General features: G+C 55.3%; 25 protein-coding genes and 1 tRNA gene. 16 read left to right on the forward strand and 10 right to left on the reverse strand.

What is annotated here, in order from left to right:
• Positions 1 to 11: 11 nt before the first annotated feature.
• Entirely contained in the window at positions 12 to 683 is a 672-nt protein-coding gene (locus ACWXTG_RS02545) for a response regulator (protein WP_407994018.1), read from the forward strand.
• On the forward strand, positions 680 to 2041 hold the full coding sequence (locus ACWXTG_RS02550) for a sensor histidine kinase (protein WP_480220583.1): 1362 nt from the start codon (positions 680 to 682) through the stop codon (positions 2039 to 2041). Before ACWXTG_RS02545 ends, ACWXTG_RS02550 begins: the two co-directional genes overlap by 4 nt.
• Positions 2042 to 2352: 311 nt before the next feature.
• Here the strand turns inward: ACWXTG_RS02550 and ACWXTG_RS02555 are convergent, their stop codons facing one another.
• The 3 genes from ACWXTG_RS02555 to ACWXTG_RS02565 all read right to left on the reverse strand — a co-directional run bounded on the left by ACWXTG_RS02555 (position 2353) and on the right by ACWXTG_RS02565 (position 4842).
• Positions 2353 to 3687 carry a hypothetical protein gene (locus ACWXTG_RS02555; protein ID WP_480220584.1) on the reverse strand — a complete coding sequence of 445 codons (1335 nt, stop codon included), beginning with the start codon at positions 3685 to 3687 and terminating at the stop codon, positions 2353 to 2355.
• Between the two features lie 85 nt (positions 3688 to 3772).
• Positions 3773 to 4507, reverse strand: coding sequence for a hypothetical protein (locus ACWXTG_RS02560; protein ID WP_480220585.1), 735 nt, complete (start codon positions 4505 to 4507; stop codon positions 3773 to 3775).
• Between the two features lie 59 nt (positions 4508 to 4566).
• Positions 4567 to 4842, reverse strand: coding sequence for a helix-turn-helix transcriptional regulator (locus tag ACWXTG_RS02565; protein ID WP_480220586.1), 276 nt, complete (start codon positions 4840 to 4842; stop codon positions 4567 to 4569).
• A gap of 117 nt (positions 4843 to 4959) precedes the next feature.
• On the opposite strand from ACWXTG_RS02565, the gene ACWXTG_RS02570 reads away from it, so the two are divergent.
• The 6 genes from ACWXTG_RS02570 (at position 4960) to ACWXTG_RS02595 (ending at position 7384) form a co-directional block, all read left to right on the forward strand.
• Complete coding sequence (locus tag ACWXTG_RS02570) at positions 4960 to 5139, forward strand: MerR family transcriptional regulator (protein ID WP_226756689.1); 180 nt, start codon at positions 4960 to 4962, stop codon at positions 5137 to 5139.
• Entirely contained in the window at positions 5139 to 6374 is a 1236-nt protein-coding gene (locus ACWXTG_RS02575) for a replication initiation factor domain-containing protein (RefSeq protein ID WP_309566171.1), read from the forward strand. Before ACWXTG_RS02570 ends, ACWXTG_RS02575 begins: the two co-directional genes overlap by 1 nt.
• A gap of 2 nt (positions 6375 to 6376) precedes the next feature.
• Positions 6377 to 6664, forward strand: a complete 288-nt coding sequence (locus tag ACWXTG_RS02580) for a hypothetical protein (protein WP_309566169.1) — start codon at positions 6377 to 6379, stop codon at positions 6662 to 6664.
• A 2-nt stretch (positions 6665 to 6666) separates the two neighbouring features.
• Positions 6667 to 6870: a hypothetical protein gene (locus ACWXTG_RS02585; protein WP_309566167.1), complete on the forward strand. Its 204-nt coding sequence runs from the start codon at positions 6667 to 6669 to the stop codon at positions 6868 to 6870.
• Positions 6871 to 6939: 69 nt separating this feature from the next.
• The gene (locus ACWXTG_RS02590; RefSeq protein WP_309566165.1) at positions 6940 to 7173 is read left to right on the forward strand and encodes a hypothetical protein; all 234 of its coding nucleotides are present in this window, start codon (positions 6940 to 6942) and stop codon (positions 7171 to 7173) included.
• Entirely contained in the window at positions 7160 to 7384 is a 225-nt protein-coding gene (locus ACWXTG_RS02595; RefSeq protein ID WP_309566164.1) for a major capsid protein, read from the forward strand. Before ACWXTG_RS02590 ends, ACWXTG_RS02595 begins: the two co-directional genes overlap by 14 nt.
• 418 nt (positions 7385 to 7802) lie before the next feature.
• On the opposite strand, the gene ACWXTG_RS02600 is transcribed toward ACWXTG_RS02595, so the two are convergent.
• The gene (locus ACWXTG_RS02600; protein ID WP_480220587.1) at positions 7803 to 8114 is read right to left on the reverse strand and encodes a hypothetical protein; all 312 of its coding nucleotides are present in this window, start codon (positions 8112 to 8114) and stop codon (positions 7803 to 7805) included.
• 90 nt (positions 8115 to 8204) lie between these two features.
• Here ACWXTG_RS02600 and ACWXTG_RS02605 point away from each other — a divergent pair, with 90 nt between their 5' ends.
• Genes ACWXTG_RS02605 through ACWXTG_RS02620 form a run of 4 tightly spaced genes read left to right on the forward strand, consistent with a single transcriptional unit; the run spans position 8205 to position 11433 of the window.
• Positions 8205 to 8930: a virulence factor TspB C-terminal domain-related protein gene (locus ACWXTG_RS02605; protein WP_480220588.1), complete on the forward strand. Its 726-nt coding sequence runs from the start codon at positions 8205 to 8207 to the stop codon at positions 8928 to 8930.
• Complete coding sequence (locus ACWXTG_RS02610) at positions 8931 to 9254, forward strand: DUF2523 domain-containing protein (protein ID WP_480220589.1); 324 nt, start codon at positions 8931 to 8933, stop codon at positions 9252 to 9254.
• On the forward strand, positions 9251 to 10441 hold the full coding sequence (locus tag ACWXTG_RS02615) for a zonular occludens toxin domain-containing protein (protein ID WP_480220590.1): 1191 nt from the start codon (positions 9251 to 9253) through the stop codon (positions 10439 to 10441). Before ACWXTG_RS02610 ends, ACWXTG_RS02615 begins: the two co-directional genes overlap by 4 nt.
• A gap of 2 nt (positions 10442 to 10443) precedes the next feature.
• Positions 10444 to 11433, forward strand: coding sequence for a phage integrase (locus ACWXTG_RS02620; RefSeq protein ID WP_480220591.1), 990 nt, complete (start codon positions 10444 to 10446; stop codon positions 11431 to 11433).
• Positions 11434 to 11484: 51 nt separating this feature from the next.
• Here the strand turns inward: ACWXTG_RS02620 and ACWXTG_RS02625 are convergent.
• From ACWXTG_RS02625 to ACWXTG_RS02640, 4 genes are all read right to left on the reverse strand, one after another.
• Positions 11485 to 11570 (reverse strand) — tRNA-Leu (locus ACWXTG_RS02625).
• Positions 11571 to 11832: 262 nt separating this feature from the next.
• Positions 11833 to 12180 (reverse strand): type II toxin-antitoxin system PemK/MazF family toxin, encoded by a 348-nt coding sequence (locus ACWXTG_RS02630; protein ID WP_480220592.1) that lies wholly within the window; start codon positions 12178 to 12180, stop codon positions 11833 to 11835.
• Positions 12180 to 12428 (reverse strand): AbrB/MazE/SpoVT family DNA-binding domain-containing protein, encoded by a 249-nt coding sequence (locus tag ACWXTG_RS02635; RefSeq protein ID WP_480220593.1) that lies wholly within the window; start codon positions 12426 to 12428, stop codon positions 12180 to 12182. The genes ACWXTG_RS02630 and ACWXTG_RS02635 overlap by 1 nt, the downstream gene beginning before the upstream one ends.
• A 215-nt stretch (positions 12429 to 12643) precedes the next feature.
• Positions 12644 to 13033 (reverse strand): cupin domain-containing protein, encoded by a 390-nt coding sequence (locus ACWXTG_RS02640; protein ID WP_407995230.1) that lies wholly within the window; start codon positions 13031 to 13033, stop codon positions 12644 to 12646.
• A 368-nt stretch (positions 13034 to 13401) separates the two neighbouring features.
• Here ACWXTG_RS02640 and ACWXTG_RS02645 point away from each other — a divergent pair, with 368 nt between their 5' ends.
• Both ACWXTG_RS02645 and ACWXTG_RS02650 read left to right on the forward strand, forming a co-directional pair.
• The gene (locus tag ACWXTG_RS02645) at positions 13402 to 13815 is read left to right on the forward strand and encodes a hypothetical protein (RefSeq protein ID WP_407995231.1); all 414 of its coding nucleotides are present in this window, start codon (positions 13402 to 13404) and stop codon (positions 13813 to 13815) included.
• A gap of 118 nt (positions 13816 to 13933) precedes the next feature.
• Positions 13934 to 14431 carry a DUF2059 domain-containing protein gene (locus tag ACWXTG_RS02650; protein ID WP_480220594.1) on the forward strand — a complete coding sequence of 166 codons (498 nt, stop codon included), beginning with the start codon at positions 13934 to 13936 and terminating at the stop codon, positions 14429 to 14431.
• 15 nt (positions 14432 to 14446) lie between these two features.
• Here the strand turns inward: ACWXTG_RS02650 and ACWXTG_RS02655 are convergent, their stop codons facing one another.
• Together ACWXTG_RS02655 and ACWXTG_RS02660 are read right to left on the reverse strand one after the other, a co-directional pair.
• The gene (locus ACWXTG_RS02655; RefSeq protein WP_309565142.1) at positions 14447 to 15400 is read right to left on the reverse strand and encodes a hypothetical protein; all 954 of its coding nucleotides are present in this window, start codon (positions 15398 to 15400) and stop codon (positions 14447 to 14449) included.
• 64 nt (positions 15401 to 15464) lie between these two features.
• Entirely contained in the window at positions 15465 to 15968 is a 504-nt protein-coding gene (locus tag ACWXTG_RS02660) for a hypothetical protein (RefSeq protein WP_480220595.1), read from the reverse strand.
• 200 nt (positions 15969 to 16168) lie between these two features.
• On the opposite strand from ACWXTG_RS02660, the gene ACWXTG_RS02665 reads away from it, so the two are divergent.
• Together ACWXTG_RS02665 and ACWXTG_RS02670 are read left to right on the forward strand one after the other, a co-directional pair.
• Entirely contained in the window at positions 16169 to 17875 is a 1707-nt protein-coding gene (locus ACWXTG_RS02665; RefSeq protein ID WP_480220596.1) for an EAL domain-containing protein, read from the forward strand.
• Positions 17876 to 17944: 69 nt separating this feature from the next.
• Positions 17945 to 22840, forward strand: coding sequence for an autotransporter domain-containing protein (locus ACWXTG_RS02670; protein ID WP_480220597.1), 4896 nt, complete (start codon positions 17945 to 17947; stop codon positions 22838 to 22840).
• Positions 22841 to 22871 lie beyond the last annotated feature (31 nt).

A 22871-nucleotide genomic window follows, 5' to 3' on the forward strand; every position in this document is an offset into this window, starting at 1 on the left:
TAAGGAAAACCATGCGCATATTGGTTGTTGAAGACGATGCCATCCTCGCCGAGGGCACTTGCGAGTCGCTCTCCAAGGCGGGCTATGCCGTCGACCTGGCGGAAACTGGCACCAAGGCTAATGCCATGATAGAGGCCGGGCATTACGACATGCTGCTGCTCGACATCGGCCTGCCGGGCATGGATGGCTTTGAGGTGTTGCGCCGCCTGCGCAAGCACAACAGCAGCATTCCCGTCCTCATCATCTCCGCGCGCGACGATGTCGATTTCCGCATTTACGGCCTGGACCTTGGCGCGGACGACTTTATGCTCAAGCCCTTCGTGCTCGCTGAATTGCATGCGCGCACCCGCGCCTTGCTGCGCCGCCATACATTGAGCGAGCGCAACACCCTGGCCTGCGGCAAGCTGGTGGTGGATCTCGGCGCCCAGCGCGCCAGCGTCGACGGCGAGCCGATCGAGCTCTCGATCCGCGAATGGGACGTGCTGGTCTACCTGTTGCGCAATCTCGGCAAAGTGGTGCGCAAGGAGGCCATCATCGAAACCCTGTGCGACTGGAAGACGGACATCAGCCTCAACGCGGTGGAAGTCTACATCTCGCGCCTGCGCAGCAAGCTGGATGCGCATGGCATCCAGATCCGCACCGTACGCGGCTTCGGCTACCTGTTGGAAGAGCCGGCGCCATGAAAGCGGCTAACAGCCTACGGCGCAAACTGCTGCGCTGGCTGCTGGTGGCGCTGAGCGCGCTGGTGGCGGTCGGCATCCTCACCGATTACTTCATGGCGCTGGAGCCAGCGCGCGAAGTGTACGACCAGCACCTGCTCAAGCTGGCGTATAACCTGGAACGTTCGCTGCCGAACGACCCGGCAAAGTGGCATGAGGCCTATCCGCAAATCGAGCGCAATCTCTTGCGTAGCGAACAGGATAGCTACGATGCGGCTAAGGCCGCCATCTTCGACCTCCAAGGCCAGTTTATTGCAGGCGTGCCGGATCTGCCCATCCAGCTTCCTTCCACCGACAACAAGCCTTACTTCTACGAGGCTGAATACCAGGGCGACCCGATCCGTGTCGTCGCCATCAAGAGCCCATCACTGGATGCCGTGCTTTACCTGGCGGAAACCACCTACAAGCGCAATCGTCTGGTGCAGAAGACCCTGATCCACATGATCGTGCCCGAGCTCATTTTCGCGATTTTCTCGATCGTCGTGCTCTGGGTCGGGGTAGGGCGGGGCCTGCAGCCGTTGGCGCAAATCCGCGCGCAGATCAACGCACGCTCCGAAACCGACCTCAGCCCCATGGACGAAGGCAAGGCCCCGGTGGAAATCCGCGAGATCATCGTCGCGCTCAACTCGCTGCTTGCGCGGCTCGACCATTCCCTCAAGCTGCAAAACCAGTTCCTGGCCAATGCCGCACACCAGTTGCGCACCCCGCTGGCAGGCTTGCAGATGCAGCTTGAACTGGCCTCCGAACAAAGCCCGGAAGAAAGAATGCAGTCTCACGAACGCATGGTGGTGAGCACCCGGCGCATCGTGCGTCTTGCCAACCAGCTGTTGGCGTTGGCGCGTGCGGAAGGAGAGGGCGAAGTCAACAAGTTCGCCGAGCTGGACATCAGCAAGGCGATCGAGGCGATGGCGACGGAATGGCTGGCGCGCGCCGATGCGAAAAGCATAGACCTTGGCTTCGACCTGCATCCTACCAAGGTCATCGGCAGCCTGTGGCAAATCCAGGAAATGCTCGCCAACCTGGTTGACAACGCTCTGCGCTACACCCCCGTGCACGGCAACATCACCATCCGCTGCAGGCAGCAGGAGCAAGAGGTCGTGATCGAAGTGGAGGACAACGGCCCCGGCATTCCGCCAGACCAGAGAGAGAATGTATTCAACCGTTTCTATCGCCTGGACGAAGGCCCTGAAGGCTGCGGCCTAGGTTTATCCATCGTTCGCGAAATCGTGCGGCGTCATGGCGGGCAGGTTTCCCTGGAAACGGCAGCCCATGGCGAAGGCATTCTGGTACGGATCATATTGCCGGCAATAACGCAGGAGTGATCCAGTTTATCCGTTGACAGTTGGTTGTCACTCAGGAGGCTGATTGTTGAGTTTTAACGATTGATTTGCTGGTGCCCGGGGCCGGAATCGAACCGGCACGCCCAAAGGGCGAGAGATTTTAAGTTTTAATTTAAACTCACCTATATCGCCCAAAGCCCTATTTTGTTAGAGATTGAATGTCTTACCAAAGCAATGGGCGTCAATACCGTTGACAGATCTTTGACACCCAAATAGCTCATACCTTTTATGGAATTAAGGAATTAAATCAGATCACGTATTAACGGATTATGAGTTAATTATGATATATATCATTAACCCTCTAGGTCTGGATTTGGCTTATCACGCTTTACTCGAGACTTAACAGAATCAACTGTTTCAGATATTGCACCTTTAACATCTGGTAATTTATCAATTACTTGGCTCACTGCTTTTGATGCCAAAAATTCATGTGCTGGACTTCCGTGACTTTGTGTTTCTATCAATCTTAAGGGTGCCTCCTCTAGCCTAGATAATGCTGAACTAAATAACCGAGTTTCCAATTGCACATCTAAACGTGAAGCCTCTTTTCTATATCCTTCATATGCTTTAGCTACTGACGCCTTAAATCCATAATCCTCAGCTAATTTAAATCTATGTCCAATTTGTTTAGTTGCCATCCATGCGAACCACAGTGGTGCACCAACACTTAGTGCTGATAAAACCATATGTAGCATAATGACTCCCCATTCAGGAGTCTTCTGATTTAATGCATCGGAAAGTAGCTCTACTCTATTTGCACCTACTACTGCCCCAATAATCAAGGCCACTACTAGCCCACTCACCCAGACCCACATAGACTTCTCTAACGCTGATGCTCGTTGGTCAAAAGCGGCCGCCAATCCTTTAGTTGTTGTAATTTGATATGCCTCTTCGCATTTAGCAACGACCTTATCAGCCTCTATACCCTGATTTTGGATGCTTGCTAATAATCTTGTTGATTCAGCTTCAGATTGATTTATTTTTCCACATAATTCTGCGGCTTCTTTTTGAAAATTAGCAATTTTTTCATTTACATTATTAACACTATCATTAATTTTAATTTGTGCGGATTGCAAATCCTGCATGCTTGTAGGAAGCATATCCGCAGCGTCTCTAGCATCCTTAATTACTTCAATATCAGCTTTTAATTTTTCAATTTCTGGTTCAAGTTCTGCTAGCTTACTGTTCAACCCACTTAGCCTTATCCCAATACTTTTAGGAAGTAGATTCTTATCTTTAATTTCATGCCAATCAACATTTATCTTAAGAGGTAATAAATTAGTATTCAGCACCCGCTCAATATAATCAAAAAGCGCCATGAAAGCTGGGTATGCATTTACTCCATGACCATTAAATAAATAAGGTACTGTATTTTGTTGCATATTTCTAATTTTAGAAGGGATGTTTTGTATAAATTCTTGATACTCTTCTGGAATATCTTGTGGATTTTCTCTTTCTATTCGCTCTCTTAATATTCTTGGAATAGCTGCTATATCATTCACATCTAAAGCTGGACAATTCCAGCCCCAATGTTCCAGCATTGAAGAGTCATATCCACTTCCACTCGTCAGTATGTAATCCTCTAACTCAGACAATGAACTGCAAACATTCTCATATAATGGATTCATTTAAACCTCTTTTTATTTAAATGGTTATTTTTCTATTTATATTCTGATTACAAAATTTACACCTGCTGCCATCGTCTTTTATTAACTATCCATACCTTCTATACAGATAATTCAATTTATTCAGCGCTTCGCGTCGGGTGCCGCTATCCTGACTGTTGAGCAAGCGCCGCAATCCTGCTCGTTCGTTTTCATCGTCATAGCTGAGTTCTCGCACTTTTCTGTTTTTGAGGACATTGATTTCTGTGCGGGCTGCACTCATTTTTTCTGGGCTGGCCGTGATGGATTGCAGGTCCATTTCTAATTCTTTAATTCTTTTCCAAACATCCACTTCGGACATGTAGCGAATATCGCTAACTCTCAGTACTTCTGTATCACCTCGCACGGCCATGGCTCGCATTTGGTTGGCCTTGTTACGCAATACGCTAGAGTCGATGACGTTTTCTTGCACGCTCACGATTTGTGTCGTGGCTCCAACGCTGCAAGGTGATTCGCTGTACATGATGCTGCCGTCTGGATGTTTACATTTGTACACGGTCGGCTTGGTAGGATGAGGCACATATGCAGGCTCTGGCTTAGCTTGATAAGCTAGTTGCTCTTTATATGTTGGCTGCGGGGATTGCTCCCAGGCGCTGCTTGACTGATCGACCTGGGGTATTGGGGATTCTTCTTGCACTGTTGGCTTGCTGTGCTTGTTTTGATACAACACGTACAAGCTGCCTGATACGACTATCGAGGCAAGGATGAACGCCAAAAGGCCATGCGGGGTTTCTTTGCGTGTTCTACGCTGGAAGAATTCTTTGTCTTCCTGATCTAACTTCATGATGCTCCCTCCCTAGATACATCACTTACTAAACCATTTTGTTTTTACTTCTCGAGCGATTAACTCGCCTTTTTCTGATCTTCCAATTCCCGGGCCAAAGCTTCTAGGTCTGGATTTTTTTGTTTTACGTTCGTTTCGTCTGTTAAGAGATAAGCGGCATATTCAGGCCAAACTTTAGCGATAGTCTCCAAGACCCCAGCTTTTGGCTCATGCCTATCTTGCTCAATACCAATTAATGTGCCTTTAGGAATCCCGGTTAAATCGGCGAATTCCTGCCTTCCCATATCGAGGCACTCTCGGATTGCTCTAATTTTTCTTCCGACAGCACTTGACATCTATACGTAAATATCCTTACAGTGTGATCTAACGTATACGTGATTTCACGTATAGCCATCCAATGAAATATATAGAGGCCTATCGCGATTATGGACAGTCCAGTAGATACAAGTCAAATGCCATCTGTACCGGTGATGTCCCGGCGCAAGTTCGCAGACCTGGTCGGCGTCACCGAAGACACCGTCACAGGCTGGATTAATCGCGGTTACCTCCCAGTCATCGAGATCGGCAAATACCGTCTGGTCAACCTCGCCTTACTCAACAAACACGCCCTGGATCAGGAGTTTTCCCTGTAATGGCTTCCATTAAGCGCAAATTCGTACCTGTCGCAGACGCCCACGTGATTGCACGTGCCACGTTAGTGCAATCCGACTTTGACGCCATTAATGCAGAAGTACAAAAAGGCCTGCGCGAAGCTGCTGAGCGGGTTGCTGCGGCGGCGCAGGCGACAGCGTTAGCGGCGCCAGCGCAGACGCTGCCCCCCCTCTGTAACACGGGGGGAAAGAAATTTCAGTTAGTGACGGAAGGGGGAAAACTTCTCGAACTCACCGAAAGAAAGCATTCAGAAAATGAAGTCTGCTTTATCGACTGGCTGCATATCACCTGCCATGAGAGTTCGTTCGAGCTGAACGGCATCACGGATGAGCACTTCATCATGGATGTATCGCGCACTTGTGAATCCATCTTTGGCTTTGGCATTACCTCCAAACGTGATCGTGGCATGCACTTCTACAACACCAGTTACGTGTTGGGCGACAAATACGGCCATGTCTGCCACGGGGGCCAGCGCAATACCTTACTGATCCAGCTCACCGGGACGGGCTGCGCTGCGGCTAAGTATGGCTGGGAACGTCGCCTCTATGAATTCTTGAAATCTGCCACGGTAGGCAAGATCACCCGTATCGACTTGGCCCATGATGACTATGAGGGCAAATACCACACCCCGGAATCCCTAGAAAAGGCATACGACGATGGGCACTTTAACGCCGGTGGGCGCAATCCTGATGTTGAAATGCGGGGAAACTGGAAAAATCCTAATGGTAAGGGGCGCACCCTCTACGTTGGCACTCGCGGGAATGGCAAGTCATTCCGAGGCTATGAAAAAGGCAAGCAACTGGGTTGCCCAACATCCCCGTGGATGCGCTACGAGGTCGAATTCCTCGCCAAAAGCAGAGTTGTACCGCTTGAGTGTCTTATCAGGCCCCAGGACTACTTTGCTGCGGCTTACCCGTTGCTATCCACCTTCAGCGATCGTGCTGAACGTATCTTAACCACCCAAAAAACAGTGCAGGCCTGCTATGAGCGCACCAAGACATGGCTCAAGCATCAATGCGGGGCTGCACTGAACCTGATGTTCCAGATCGAGGGCGATGCCAAGAAAGTGCTTGATCTGGTCATGCGTGAAGGCAAGTTGCCCGATGGCATCAAGGTGCCTAGCTACCTCGATGCGGGCGAATTCCTGCACAACCTCGAAAAAACCGTCTTTCCAATGGCGGCTTACTACGAATCTTTTGACCTCGAAAGGGAATAACCATGCGTCAGCAATTCAAAGTTTTAGGCGTTCGCCGTTTCAATGACACGGTAGAGGGCACCAAGCACGACTTCACCAAGATCGTCGTGGAAACCCCGTTCAACGACAGTGACGATAAGGCCGGTTTTGATGCCGTGCATATCAACTTCGGCAAGTCGGACAATTTCGACAAGCTCAAGAACCTGCCTTTCCCGGTGCAGGCCGAACTGGATATAGAAATGACCACTTCCGGCTTTGTCTGCCGTGGCTTCTATCCATCCAAAGAAACCGCACAATCCAAGGCTGCCTAACCATGCTGCGCCGTGTCTATGTCATCCAGTACCGCCGAACAGGGGAGTTCCTTACCCAGGGCCTGTTCTATACGCGGTCACTCAAAAAGGCAGGCCGTCTATATGACCCACAAGAAGCCATAGACACGGCCATCAACAACATCGACGAGGGTGATTACGAAATCCACTCGTTCTTTGAGGGAGAAGAAGATGCGCCTCATCACTAACTTATTGTGGCTGGCGATCGGCCTCTGCCTAGGCGGCATGCTCGTTGTGGGCTTTGCATGAAATGCCTCATGGACATCGGTTCCGGCCAATACCAGGTCATGGAACCCCAACCAAGCGACTACACCACCTGCACGGCGCTCGTGGTGAGTCCTACCGAATTGCAGAACGGTGTGATGCATCTCACCGCTGCACAAGGTGTTCAGCTCTCGATTGCGATCGGGATTTGCTGGGCTGTAGCGGCTGCCTTCCGGGCAGTCATTCATATGTTGAAAGAAAAAGGAGATTCAAATGAAAGCCATTAACCAAGTGAAGAAGTACGGCTCTGCGTTCGCCCGTGGCGCTGTTGTCGCTGCACCATTGGCCATTGCCAGCGGTGCCGCACGCGCTGAAATCGACGTCACCCCCATCACCACCTTGCTGGGTGAAGCGGCAACTGCGGTCGGCCTGGTCGGCGTGGCCCTGCTGCTCGTGTGGGGCACCAAGAAAGCCTACGCTGCGGTACGCGGAGGTTAATCTGTAAAACCCAATCGGCCATGAGCGTAAAGCCCTCATGGCCTTTTTCGTTTAAGGGGACGGCAATGGAAGGCTGGCTGGTGATGTTGGGAATCTTGGGGGCGCTATGGATATTGTTCAACGCGTGATATTGGCAGTGCTGCTTATGCTGCCGTTGCTGGCGCATGCTGCCGATGAGCAAATACCCGCCAATCACAAACTATGGGTGTTTCAGGCTGCCGGCAGTGGTTATACCGGCGCATTGAACGGCCCTGATCCTGAGGCACTCTGTACGCCCTGGCTTGCTTGGTACACCGCACCGGGAAATTCCGGTTACGGGTACATTCCTGCTGCGGGTGCACAGACAGATCACCGTACCTATGGTTGCCGTGCGACTCATCCTAATTTGCCTGGTTATCACAACCTGACCTATTTGAATTTATATGTTTCCTGTACGGGCAATAACGGCACGTGGATCCGGCAGAATCAGGATGAGGCGACTCCTGTCATGTGTACGGTCCCGGCGTGTACGCCTCCTGAGGTACGCCAGCCAGACGGTTCTTGTGCCGAAGTACCACCAGATTGTGAAGCTGGCTGCAATGGGGCCTGCGGCGGAATGAAACGGTTCCTCAATTTCAGGACGCTTGCCTGCATTGACCAGTGCATTTATAGGCTGGGTAGTGGGATCGGCATCCAGACTACGGATGGCAGTTGGTACTACAGCAATGAAGTTCGTGAGAATACTGGTCAATCTTGTACTCCTGATATGGACAATTCGTTGCCTGATCCTGCGCCATGTCCCGAGTGCGAATGCGCAAAACAGGGCAAGTCCTGGGCGAGCATGAACGGCACGACTGTATGCCTGAATCCTGGCACCCCAGGCAGCCAGCCCTTGACCAAGCAAGACCCTCCGGAAACCAAGACGGAAACCCCGGCCCCTACACCAGAAAATCCCAATCCCGAACCAGTGACCACGGAAACGCCGTCACCGATCATCACCATCACGCCGAACCCGACGGGCGGATCGCCTGACATCACGGAAACCGTGACCAACCCGGACGGCAGCACGACTAGTACCACGCAAAGCCAATCCAGCTACTGCCAAAAGAACCCGACTGCTTCGGTCTGCAAACAGGCGGATGAAGAAGCCAAGAAGGGCTCCTGGTCCGGCAGTTGCGGGGCGTTCCAATGTGAAGGCGATGCGGTCAATTGCGCGATTGCTCGCAAGATTCATCAGGACCGCTGCGATGACCTGGAAGACATGCAGCAATTCGAGAATGCCGCCTCCCTGGGCAAAAAGCTGCTTAATGGCGAGCATGAAGCCGATGTCACGGCCTTCCTCAATGGGGAAGGGGATAGCAACAAGACCGTCAATGTCGGCGGCCTGGTCTCGGAAAACGGCGTCTACCAGTTCGCTGCGCAATGCCTTTCCGACATCCAGTTCAGCATTGGCGGCCATGCCATTACCGTGCCGATCAGCAAGGTATGTCCATACTTTGAAATGATCGGCCTCTTTCTGTTGGCTGCGGCCTATCTCGCGGCCCTGCGTATCGTGGAGGTGGTCTAAATGTTTTTGTTCAAGGGAATCGTCGCGTGGGTGGTCGCGGCCCTGGTGGGCGGCTTCGGCCAATCCATCATGCACGGCATCATCAAGCTGCTGATCGCGCTGGGCTTCGGCTTCATCACTTACCAGGGCGTGGACGTCTTGATCAACAACCTGATGCAGCATGTCTATGCCAACTTCAATGCCGTATCGCCGGAAATGCTCGGCATGCTGGGCGTGCTCAAGATTGACAAGGCGCTCAACGTACTCGCCAGTGCCTATGCTGCACGCCTGGTGATTCGCGGCATTACGGGCGGCCTCATCAGAAAGTTCGGGCTCACCAAATGATTACGCTTATTACCGGCTTGCCCGGCTCCGGCAAAAGCCTGTTCACCCTCAAGACAGTCAAAGACCTGGCTGACAAAGAGAATCGTCCGGTGTTCTATCACGGCATCCCGGAACTCACTCTGGACTGGCACAAGATGGACAAGGGTGAAGACTGGGTCGATTGCCCCAAGGGCGCCATCATCGTGATTGACGAATGCCAGACGACATTCCGCCCGCGGGCCAATGGTGCCGCCGTCCCAAAGCACGTCAGCCAATTGGAAGTGCATCGCCACGACGGCCATGATCTGTTCTTGATCACCCAGCATCCCATGCTGCTGGACGGCAATCTGCGTCGGCTGGTTGGCCGTCATTACCACGTGGTGCGCTTCTACGGTTTCCAAAAGTCCACCATCCATGAATTCCAGTCGGTACGCGAAAACGTCAAGAGCCTGAAAGACTCGATAGAAAAGCACTTCGTTTATCCGAAAGAGGTGTTTGGCTGGTACAAGTCCGCCGATATGCACACCATGAAGCGACGCATCCCGGCGCGCCTGGTGCTGGTTGTGCTGCTGCCTATGGTGTTCATTGCGGTGATCTGGTTCCTGATCAGCACCATCGGCGGGTTCAGCGACAGGCACGGCACGGAACCGGACAAAGCAGAGGGCGGCTTGATGCAAGTCCAGCCAGCGCAACCAATGCAGCCGCCGCCTGCACAAGCCCAAAAGCTCGACTGGTACGCGCAACAGGTGGAGCGCGTGCCGGGGCTGCCGCATACGAAGCCGGTCTACGATGAGATCACGAAGCCAGTGACCGCGCCGATCAACGCGGCCTGCGTCGATTTCCGTGGCCAATGCAAGTGCTACAGCCAGCAAGGCACGGAACTCAACACCGATGAGCCTATGTGCAAGCAGATCATCGCCAAGGGCTTCTTCGTCGATTTCGATCCGGGGCAGAGTGTCACCGAGCGTACTCAACAGGCGGAACGGGAGAGACTTCTTGCAGACCAACAGCGCCAGGACGAGCTTAGACGCCGTGACTTAGAGCGTGCTGCATCCGAAGCCCGAATCACTGATTCGGGAAACTCGGTAGCACCCGCGTCGGTAGACGTTCGTCAGCCACAAGCTGACGAAGTGCGTAGCCCGAGTTTGATAGCACGCGAACGCACTGCCGCTTCCCCATGGGCGTTTAACCCAAACCATAGCAACTAAGCATGACGATCAAGAAAGTAACCTCTGGCTGGCGAGTCGATATCCAGCCAGGCGGACAAGGCGCGAAGCGCTTCCGCAAGACCTTATCCACCAAAGCTGAAGCTTTGGCCTGGGAAGCCTGGGTGAAAACCCAGGTCATTCAGACGCCAGCATGGCAACCTCCCAAAAAAGACAAGCGCAAGCTAAGTGACCTGGTTGATTTATGGCATGAACATCACGGCCAGCACCTCAAGTCAAAGAACACACTGCCTAAACTCAAGAACATCTGCAAAGCCCTGGGCAATCCATTTGCCGATGACTTCAATGCCGAACAGTTCTCAGCTTACCGTGCAAGACGCCTTGAGGCTGGTATATCGGCCAACTTCATCAACCGTGACCATGCTTATTTGCGGGCCGTATTCAACGAACTGAAAAGGCTAGGATACTGGAACAAAGAAAACCCTCTTTCCAAAATCCGGCAATTCAAGATCGAAGAAAAAGAACTCGCTTATCTCACCCAGGATCAGATCAGGCAACTATTGGCTTGCTTGAGTGATGACGCATTGCGCATCACCAAAATATGCCTTTCAACGGGTGCTAGGTGGAGCGAAGCAGAGAGCTTAAAAGTCAGCCAGGTCAGAGATGGCATGATCCACCTGAGTCGCACAAAATCCGGCAAAAACCGATCGATCCCAATTGATGCAGCACTATATGCAGAACTGGCGGCACTCAAGCCAAAAACGCTAGGTGGCAATCTTTTCAAGCCAGCCTATAACCAATTCAGGCACGCTGTCGAAAAGAGCAATCTACAACTGCCACAAGGCCAGCTATCGCACGTGCTGCGCCATACCTTCGCCAGCCACTTCATGATGAACGGTGGCAATATCTTAGTGCTGCAACGCCTGCTTGGGCATTCCACGCTAGCCATGACCATGCGCTATGCACACATGGCGCCAGATCATCTACAGGAAGCAAAGACGCTCAACCCGCTTGCGAGATTGACACTTTATTGACACAAAGGGAGTTTCAAAAAGTGATGGAAAATATAAGTGATTGATTTTGCTTGGTGCCCGGGGCCGGAATCGAACCGGCACGCCCAAAGGGCGAGAGATTTTAAGTCTCTTGTGTCTACCAATTTCACCACCCGGGCAGGAGTGCTTGAATCGCACCGAACGGAGCGAGGCCGTATTCTATCACTGGATAGCGACGCTTAGTAGCTGAAAATGATAAAGCCTAGGCTGGAGGCCACTTTCAGTCGTATTTAATCTAAATCAGCAAGCCGATTAGGGATCTACTGACAAACGCTCATTATTGGATAGGAAACGTCTTGAGTAAGTGAGCTGCCTGCACGGGGGATGGTAAGTTCGTCCTGTTGCAGACATACCACCGTGCTGAAGGCCAGCACGGTACACTCATCCCAGAATAATCGCCTCAAGCCTGGCCAGTACCTCATCCATCACAAAATCAGGCGCAGCCTCTTTTAACTTGGCTTTGCGGATACGCCAGTCCAATGACTTCACTTGATGGCAATGGATAGCCCCCTGCGTATCTGTTCCGCATCCCATGAGCGTCACCACCGTGCCATAGCTACGTGCAGAGGCTGCAGCGCCTTGAGAGATTGGACAGATGACAGCAAGCCCCAGCTTGTTAAATGCTTTCTGACTGACGACCAGGCCAAAATGAGGGCCTTTCATTTCACTGCCTGCAGCAGGATCAAACTGAAGATGAACAATATCACCTCGATCTGGCGTATACGCCATTACAGTGTCTCTTGACCAAGCAAAGGCATATCATCCCAGCCCTCAACAGCAGGCAGCTCGCCCGCAGGCATCTCAGCCAGCAGATCTGTCAGCTTATAGTGTGGTCGACGCTCAGGCTTCAGTAACAAACCTTCCTTCGTGATCGACACCTCCAAGGCTGACCCAACCCTAGCACCCAATTGCTCCAAGAGTGCCGCCGGCAACCGAACACTGGCGCTATTACCCCATTTCTGAATTGAGAGTTTCATATGATCTCCGTTTAAGTATCTTCATTGTAGATACATTAAAGGCGGATATCAAAGAATTTCTGTGTCTACTATGTATCAACATGGATAAGTGTTGATATTAAGGCCAAGGGTAGGTGTGGTTTATGCGGTTCTACTCTGGATTCGCTAGCACTTAGGGACGTTTTTGTGCATCAGTTTGCTGAAAGGTAGAAGGCTCAATTGAGCCTTCTCTTGGTTTACTTTTTCCTTGGGTCGTCCTTGGGGTTGGTATAGGTAATATCCCAAGGGCCGGTGGCAATCAATTCCACGATGGTTTCATCACCCTCCGTCCATACGTAATGCGCATGGCCTGCAGGCAATACAAAGCTTTCTCCCACTTTCAGCGTTTCACCTTTTTTCTTGTCCAGAACATCCCCCATCCCATTGCCCAGCTTGCCCTTCAGCACGGTGATGACTTCGGTGAATGGATGGGTATGGGCGGGAATCGGGTAATTGGCAGGAAACTTGAGCCAGGCAATGAAGACGCCCGGTTTGGAAGGGTCGCCGAGGATAAGTGCGCTTTTGGCGCCCTTGGGCAGAATCGGCTCATCCTTCCAGTCGATTTGAGCCGGCCTGAATGACTGCATTTTTTCTGCCGTCATTCTTTCAATCTGATCTGCGGCTTGTGCGCCCGTTGCGGCGAATGCGAGGCAGAGGGCGGATATGATAGTTCTCATCTTTTCTTCTCCAATAGGTTTGCTTGATTATTTTTTGCTTAAATGCCTGAGCTGCTTAACATGCTTTTACAATGAAGCGGCACACATCATCGCTGATGGCGGGGCAAAGCCTATGCGACAGATGACTTAGTTTGAGGTACTGATCGTCATGATTTTGGGCTAGAGAAAATGATGAGAAGCATCCGGGCATGGCTTGAGCTCCAATCCTAAAATCGCTTGTTCACTGAACCTAACCCCGGATTGGCAGTCTTTTGGAAATACCCATCTGTCAGGTCATCATGAGAAAAATAATATTGTCGGCGCTTTTACTTTCATTGAGCGCATGTGCCGGGGTTGCGCTACAGAATGCATCAAGTACGCCGGTGCCGCCTGACCGGGTATATGCGTCCTATCCCAAATTCTTCACCGGCGCGTATGTCACGGTGCGCCGCGACCCTGCGCCGAAGGAAATCGGGATCGGTTGCGAGAACGAGCTTTATATCGACAACATCCGTTCCTACACCATCATGCCGGGGGAATATGTGACGTTCTTCCTCACCGACGGCAAGCACGTGCTCAAGGTGGATACGGGGCGCGGCTCGTGCCAGGGCAGGCCAAGTTCCGAGGAGATCAATGTTTCAAACGGCATTTCCCAGGAATACAAGATTTTCAGCCCGCCTGGCGATACGCTGCGGTTGTTCCGTATCATGTGATGCCGGGACATGGGTTTGCTCCTAGCGGGAATGCCCTTGAAATGAAAAAAATGATAATCTTGTGTTTCACGACTGGAACTGTCGCGGTTGACCATATTGATTAAGACAGGAGATTCAAATGCTAAAGAAAACGCTCGCCATCTGTATGCTGGCCATGCTGGGCAGCGCGCACGCCGCCACGCCTTCCGATGATCTGATTTTCAAGTTCATGGAGGTGTCCAACGTCAAGGGCGCCCTGGAGACCATGCGCGCCAATGCCGATACGGCGTTGCGGAACAACCTCCTGCAATCGCTGCAATACCAGCAGTTGAACGACAAGCAGAAGAAGATCGCGGAGGAGGCCGGCGACAAGGCGGTGAAGGTGCAGCAGGAGAATTTGTCTTACGACGCCATCGTCAAGCTGGTGTTGCCGCTATACCGCCGTACGTTCACGCAGGAAGAGCTGCAGGCCGCGATCAATTTCTATAGTTCGCCCGCCGGCAAGTCCATCAACCAGAAAATGCCGCAACTGGCGGCGGAGTCGATGAAGCTGACCAGCGAGCTCAACCAGAAGGTGATTCCGCAATATCAGAAGATCGCCCAGGAAGCGGTGGAGCGTATCAAGCAGGCAAAGTAAGGCGGGGGCGGATGATTAATCCGCTTTTTTCTTTTGTGGCGGGCTGTCATCTGCCGGGGGCGTGGGGATGATCTGCTCGACGCTTTGCGGCTCCGTCCGCAGCATCATGATGGAATCCAGCGCCTTCTGCTCGTCAAGAGGAGGCTCGTCGTGTTGCAGCAGCGAGTGCCAGTGCGATTGCACGATGTTCTTGACCTGGTGGGCCTCCTGCTCAAGGTCCAGCAATACCGGCAGGCGCACGACGCCGGTATTGGAAATCGCGAATAGCCCGATCGCCATCGTCAGCAAGACGATCACCCATTGAATGCGCGCGCTGTCGCGATGCCTGCGGTTTTCCTCCTGGAAGTCGCTCAGGCTTTTCCATGCCAGGCCGGTGACCTTGTAATGGCCCTTGGCCGTCATTTCCAAGTCATGCGTTTCCACCAGCGAGGCCAGTTGGTACTTCATTTTCTGCATGTACCAGATGCGGTCTTCCTGCGTGAAGCAAAGGTAGCCGACCATTTCCCCCATGAGTTCGTTGAGCGTGAACGGCGTTTCGGAGACGGCCTTGTGCGCGACGATGTATTTGAGCAGGTCGTAGCGTTCGCGGGTTTCGGTCGGCCTGCGGTTGAGGAACACGCTGCCGAGGAAGTGCTTGATGTTGGCGGTCCAGCGGTAGATGGGGGTGAGGATGAGCGGGAGCGCCAGCATCAGGCGGCCCAGCGAGGTGTAGCGGCGGAAGCGGTTGTTGCCTGCCACAGAATAGCGGTACTCGACCACGATGTTCTGGTAGGGAAAGCGCTCGACCGGGCTGGCGATCACGTTGCGCGAAAGCGCGCCCTCGGGATTGAGGGATTGCCCGTATACGTTGCTGCCGTCCACGGCCAGGATTTTCTGCACGCCGTATTGCGAAGTGGTGGCGACGATGTTGAAGGTGCGTTCGCGCTTGCCAAGCAACATGATCATGAGCAGCCAGAGGTTGAGCTTCATTGATGGACGGCAATATTGTTGGTTTGAATTGGGGTCATTTTACCGCGTAATCGCCGCAACCAGCCTAAGTCTTTGTAAAGCTGTGCAGTTTCCCGAGCTTGATCGCGATTTTCATCAAGTGCCCTATGTCTTCCTTTGTCAGCTGCACGGAGTTCGCCGGGCTCTGTGAATTGTCCTGCACCATGGCGATCACGGCATTGTAGCAATCCGCGGCATAACTGATCTGCGCTTGCTCCGGAGCGGAGCTGAAATCCGAACCGTAGAAATGCTTGCAGGCTTCAATGCAGCCGTGCAGCAGGGATTTGTTGATGCAGGGGTTGCAGGCCGTTGCCTGTTGCGGCGCGGTATTGGGTGGCGAAAGGGGCGGGAGGTGGTCGCTGTCGGAAATCCACCATTCCTTGGCAATGCCGGTTGCGTTGATCAATAGCTGGAAATTGGCTCCGCGGGGCATGCGGTCATGCTTGAGCCATTCATGAACAGTTTGCACTGGAAGGCCGTTTTGTTCGGCCCAGGATTTTGCAGATTGCCCGCCAATGACCTTGAGTAACTTCTTTGATATTCCACTCATCCGAATTCTTCTAAAAATCGGAAATTATTCCGGATGGAGTAAATGGCCCATAAACGCTTTTATATTTATGGTTCATCGTTATTATTTCTCCGTTATTACAAATAATTTTCCGATTGTTTACTATTGACATCCGAATTAGGATGTCTTTTAATAACTCATCTTCATTGATCATCAATCTGGATGTTTGGCAACAAGTCGCTATGAATGATGAAAAAAAATTGATAACTGGAGATTGGCATCGGGCAGACATCATTGCCGCCGTGCGCAAGACCAAAACCAACTTGCAGGCGCTATCCAGGCGGTACGGCTTGTCACGCACAACGTTGAGCAATGCTCTTTACAGCCCATGTCCTCGCTATGAGCGTCTGATCGCCGAGCATATAGGCGTCACTCCACAAACAATCTGGCCCAGCCGATATCACCTCGACGGCACGCCCAAGAGCGGAAAGGGCGAGCGCAAGCCGGATGGACGCCAGCTATATATGCTGAATGGTAGCATTGCCAGTGATTCGCGCAATCAATATCCGGTGCTGGCAGATCAATTATTTGCTGCTGGGCCTTCCAGGCCGGATGGCGTATCCCATTCTTTGCCGGATCAGTCCTACGATGCCGTGACCGGCTTGCCTGGAAAATCACTGTTCCTAGAACACCTCGAGCAGTTTGTCGAACATGCAAGGCGGCATCCATTGCGCAAGGTGGCGGTGCTGGTCGTGAGGGTGGCGCGGTTCGAGCAGGTGACGGAAGTGCTGGGGGAGCAGGCTGCTGCCATCCTGCTCAATGGCATTGCGCAGCGCCTGAACGACCGGATGCCGGTCGCCCACCTCAAGCGGGAGGAGTTCGCCGTCCTGCATACCAGCCATGATGCTGCCGATGCGGGCATCTTCAAGGTAGTGGAAGAGGTCAAGTCCCTATTCTCCACGCCTTTCCAGGTCGAGGGCGGCGAGGTCATCCTCTCGTGCAATATCGGGGTTGCCGTATATCCATGGCATGCGGAACGAAGCCTGGAGCTGTTGTCGCATGCCTCGTCCGCATTGTTGCCGTGCCGCGAGTCCGATGCGCGGGACGTCTATATCTATTCCGAGCAGGTGATCGGCTGCGAAAGGGAGCGCTTTTTCCTCGAGGCCGCCTTGCACCGCGCCCTGGAGCGCAATGAACTGAGCCTGTATTTCCAGCCGCAGATCGACGTGCAGGCAGGCAGGATCATCGGGGCGGAAACATTGTTGCGCTGGCACCAGCCCGAGAGAGGCGTGGTGCTGCCGGAGCGCTTTATCCCGATCGCGGAGGAGAGCGGCCTCATCCTGCCGATTGGAAAGTGGACCTTGCGGCAAGTGTGCAAGCGGCTGAAGGTATGGGGCGCGCAGGGGCTGAGGCTGGAGCGGATCGCGGTCAATATTTCCGCCAAGCAGTTCAGGGAAACGTCTTTCCCCGACGTGGTGGAAAGCATATTGCGCGAGTTCGAGGTCGACCCGGATTGCCTGGAGCTGGAGATCACGGAAAGCTTGCTGCTGGAAGACCTGGACGTGGTGGTGCCCGTCATGACGAAGCTGCGCAAGCTGGGCGTGCATATTTCCCTGGACGACTTCGGGGTGGGCTATTCCAACCTCTGCTACATCAACCGCCTGCCGGTCGACAGCATCAAGATCGACAAGTCTTTCGTCAAGAACATCGCCTCGGATTCCAACAGCATGGCGATTGCCGACGGCATTCTCTCGATTGCCAACCGCTTGGGCCTGCGCGTCATCGCGGAGGGCGTCGAGACCCGGGAGCAGCTCGACATACTCAGCAACAGCGGCTGCTATCTGATGCAGGGCTATTACTTCCATAAGCCCATGCCTGACTATGCTTTCGCCCAAATCATCGGCACGCCGTCGATCACTCATCTTCATATCACTGCGAATGCAGGCTAGGGCAGGCTGATCAACCAAGGTTGACCGGCTGCGCCATTCTATTTTTTTCAATCCAAGGGGAGGGCAGGGATGAACCGAGCTTATAAAACGATATGGAGCGCTGCGCGCCGGATGCACCTGGTGGTGCCTGAAACGGCCAAGAGCAAAGGCTGCGGCAGCGGGGCCGGCGTCAGTGCGGTCTTGGCCCTGCTGGCATGTTGCGCAGTATACTCGCCAATGGCGTCGGCAGAGCCCGCGGTCTATACGCCCTATGCGGTCGACATGGACCCATCGGCCTGGAAGAAGGACAGGGGCGGTTCCCCTTCGCTGGAGCGTGTGGAGTGGCAAGGGCGGGATGCCTTGAAGCTGGAGGTCAACCCGCCTGCGGCAAGCGACTCCTTCAATAACTGGCAAGGCTATTCGCAACAGACCACAGTGCCTGCGGGCGCTTCCTTCCTCCGGGGCGATATGTGGGTCGACGGGGATTGGCAGAGCGGAACGGCGACCGACTATGTCAATACCGGCATGTGGGGCAGCGCCATGCCTGAATCGGTGGTGGCGGAGGGGGCGTATGTCGATAGCGAGGCCGTATTTCCCATCATCCATTTCAACAACCAGGATGGCGTTGGTCGCCTGCAGGTATGGGACAGCGGCGATTGGGTGACGCTTGCCGAGACGGCCAGCCTGATCAAGTACGACGGTTGGAATACGCTGGATTTGCGCCTGCTGCCCGAGCAGAACCTGGTCGAATATTATTTCAACGGCGAATTGATCCACGCCTGGAACCCTCCCGCAACCGCCAGCGGCGAACCGTCCCAATTCTGGGCCATGTACCTCAAGGCCAGGAACAACGGCGAAACCGTATTCGACACTTACTGGTCCCGGCTGCTGGCCGGGAAAGTCTATGCCGACGGGGAAGTGATCGGCAATACGGATGGCGATATCGTCGTCGACGCGGGCGCGCATGCGCAAGTGGCACCCAACGCCACCATCGCGGGGAGCCTGCTTGCAGATGGCAGCGGCGAGGAACAGGCCTCGGCGGATTTCGCCGGCAGCACCGTCATTAGCGGCAGCCTGATCGGCAGCCAGGCCGGCTTCACTTTCAGCGGCGGTAGCGCAGACGTCGTCAGCATAGGCGGCAATGTCGAACTGGAAAACGGCGCATCGGCCACTGGAGCTAGCAACGGGCCATCTATCCAGGTCGGGGGCAACATCAGGCTGGACGATGCGACGCTGGGCGGGCGCTGGAACGTGGCGGACGGCTACCTCAATGCGGTGAACAATGCCTCGGCCTTGTTGGCCGACAGCCATTTCAACGGCACCGTGAATGGCGCCGCCAACGCCGTGGTGAAATCCGATGCCAGCGGAATTGCGATGACCGGCGGCGCTGTGGGCAATGCCGGCAGTGGCAGTGCCGTGCTGGCCGTTGCCGGCGGAACGTACGAAGGGTTCGGTGTGACAGTGGCGGCTTCGGGCAGCGGTCATGGCGCAGTGGCCAATACGGGCGGGCAGGTCAGCCTACAAGGCAGTAGCATATCGACCCTGGGACAGGGCGCGCATGGCCTGGTCGCCGACGGGAACGGCAGTGTGGCGGAGGCCAGCGATACCATCATCAACGTATCAGGCAGCCGTGCTTACGGCGCCTCTGCGACCAACGGCGGCCAGGTGCGGCTGGATGGCGTGACGGTCAGCCAGACGAACAGCGGCGCCTACGGGCGCGGGGTCAGCGCGACAGGGGCGGGCTCCAGCATTGTCGCGAACAATAGCGAGCTGATCGTCAGCGGCACAGGCACCAACGGCAGCGATGCTCCCGTAGGCGCTGCCGCATCGCAGGGCGCCAGCGTTGTCCTTAAAGGCGGCGCTGTGCGCATGACCGGCAGCGACCGCAGCTATGCTGTCCGCGCGGATACCGGCGGAAGCGCAGGGCTTGACGGAGTGGCGCTTTCCACCAAAGGAGAAAACTCCCATGCCGTGCTGGCGTGGGCGGCAACGAGCGGCGCGTTTGCCGGGCAGGAAACCGTGGTGAACATCGATAGCAGCAGCATCTCTACCGAAGGGCACAATTCCTATGGCCTGTTTGCGCAGAATGAAGGGGGCAGGATAGCGGCCGGCAATGTGGCGATCACGACGACGGGGTCCGTCGGCCGGGGGTTGTACGCATACAACGGCGGGCGTATCGACGTGGAAGCAGGCTTGATCAGTACGTCCGGCGACGATGCCGTGGGAATCCAGGCCAGCGGCGCGCAATCCCTGATCAACGCCAACGGCGTCACGATAGAAACCAGCGGCGCAAGGGCCATGGGCGTATCGGCTGGGTGGTTTGATGGCACCGGCGGCACGGTGGTCTTCGAGTCGGGCAGCATTACCACCGGCGGGGAGGATGCGTATGGCGTGTCGGCGATATTGGACGGCTTGGTGCGGTTGCAGGATACATCCGTGCTGACCAGCGGCAGCAACGTGGCGACAGCATTCGCCACGGCGGGCGGCAGGCTCGAGCTCAGCGGCTCCAGCCTGGTTTCCCAGCAGGGTGCCGGCATTCATCTTGTGAACAATGCCAGTGCAAGCCTGGGCAATACCAGCATCAATGCCGCGGGCGCTTCCATACTATCCGAGCTGAACGAGGCCGGACAGATGCAGGATATCTTGGTCGGGGCGGGTTCCAACCTCACCCGGAACAATGGCGTTCTGCTGCAGGTTAACCGCAACGAGCAGGGCATGGATGGCATCATCAATCTCACCCTCGCCAACGGGTCCGTTTCCAGCGGCGATATCGTGGATATCGACGGCCTGGAAGAGGGCCGCAGCGGGACGACCAACCTCATCGTCGGTTCCGGCGCGCAATGGGTGGGCATCGTCAGGGGTATCCATGACGTGACGGCCGGGGATGGCGCTACCGTCGTCAATACCGATGGCAGCCCGATCGACGGCAATGTCAGCGGCGGCGAGGGCACGACCATCGCCTTTACCAACGGCGCTGACATCGGGGGAGGCGTAGTGGCGGGCACGGGCTCCAGCGTGAGTTTCGACGGCCTTACCAATATCGCGCAGACGGTGGCTAGCAATGGCGCCAGCTTCACGTTCAACGGCGATACCAACATCGGCAGCAACGTCAGCGGAATCGACCATGCCCAGCTGCAATTCAACGGCGACGCGACGACCGTGGCGGGCGGCGTTGGCGGCAGCGACAATACGACGTTGGTGTTCAACAGCGGCAATACCGCGATCAATGGCGAGCTCAATCTCGGCGGCGGCTCCACTGCCGTGTTCAACGGCGATGCGACCATCGACGGCACCGTGCATGCGAGCCAGAGCGTGGTGTCCTTTGCCGGTGCGACGACCTTGAACAGCGGCCTCAATGCCGAGGATGCCGTTATCATGTTCAGCCGTACCGCCGCCACCAACATCGTGGGCGACGTGAACCTGGGACAGGGAGCGGCCACCCATGGCGGAACGGCGGCATCGCCTATCCTGGTGGTCGGCAATGCGGTCGTGGATAGCAGCGCCACCCTGGGCGGCAACTTCATTTTCAGCGGCTCGTTGAGCGGCAGCGGCACCATCGGCCCGGGCAATTCCATCGGTACGCAGACCTACGGCTCTGTCGCCGGTTTCAGCGGTACCTATGTCGCCGAAATCAATGCGGCAGGCCAGGCGGACCTCGTGCATATCACCGATACCGGCGTGTCCGACCTGGCGGGCATCAGCCTGGAGGTCACCCAGGAAAACGGCAACGGCGGCTACCTGCTCAACCACCGCTATACGGTGTTGACCACCGACGGCTCCATCGGGACGCCGTTTTCGTCAAGCACCTGGACCGGGGGCGGGCTGGTCAACCTCAATACCTTCTACAATACTGACAGCGTGGAAGTCAGCCTGGCTATCGACCAAGGGGCCGTTGATAGCGTGCAGTCCAGCCTGAGCCGTAACCAGCGGTCCGTCCTGGGCGGCGTATTGCTTGCCGCCGGGAGCAACCAATTTATTGATGCGGCATTGCAGCAGCAGGACACCGCGGCGGCAATGGACCAATTGTCGGGCGAAATCCATGCCTCGGCGCGCAATACCCTGATCGAGGACAGCCGTTTCGTGCGCAATGCGGCGATTGACCGCACCCGCCAGGCATTTGGCGCTGTGGCGGCAGCCCGCAATGGCGATGCCGTGGAAAGGGAGGGCTATACCGCCTGGACGCAGGCGCTGGGCAGCTGGGGGCATGATAGCGGTACCCAGGATGCCGCCAGGTTGAGCCGGCGCATAGGCGGCATCCTCTTCGGCGCCGATACCCAGCTGGGCGAACGCTGGCGCGCCGGAGCGCTGGCAGGTTACTCCGACAGCAGCCAGGATGCCAGCGGCAGGCGCTCTTCCGCCAATGTGCGCAGTTATCACCTGGGGCTCTACGGCGGTGCCGAGTGGGACGGCCTCGGCCTCAGGCTGGGGGCCAGCCACAGCTGGCATGACGTCAATACGCGCCGCAGCGTGGATTTCCCCGGGCTTGCGGCGGAAAGCAAGGCGGATTACAAGGGCCGCACCTTGCAGGGTTTCGCCGACCTGGGCTACCGCCTGGAGGCGGGGAGGCTCGCCCTCGAGCCTTTCGTGACGCTGGCGCATGTCAACCTGCATACCGATGGTTTCGATGAGAAGCAAGGCGCCGCCCTGAGAGGCCGCAGCCAAGGTACGGACACTACCTTCACCACCCTGGGCCTGCGCGCGGCACGCCAGCTCGAAAGCGGGGAGCGTACCCATGCGGTATTGCGCGGCTCGCTGGGATGGCGGCATGCGAGCGGTGATACCAGCGAGCGGTCGCAACTGGCTTTCAGCGGAGGGGAAGCCTTCGGTATCGCCGGGACGCCGGTGCGTCGTGAAGCGCTGGTGGTGGATGCCGGGCTCGACATAGTGACGGGTGATGCCTTGAGTCTGAGCCTATCCTATTTCGGGCAGTTTGCGCGGCAAGCCGAGGACCACGGCTTGCGCGCCAGTCTGAACTGGCGGTTTTGATCGCGGATGCCAATAAAAAAGCCTGCTTCGT

This window comes from Methylobacillus sp. DLP286, from assembly GCF_056636515.1.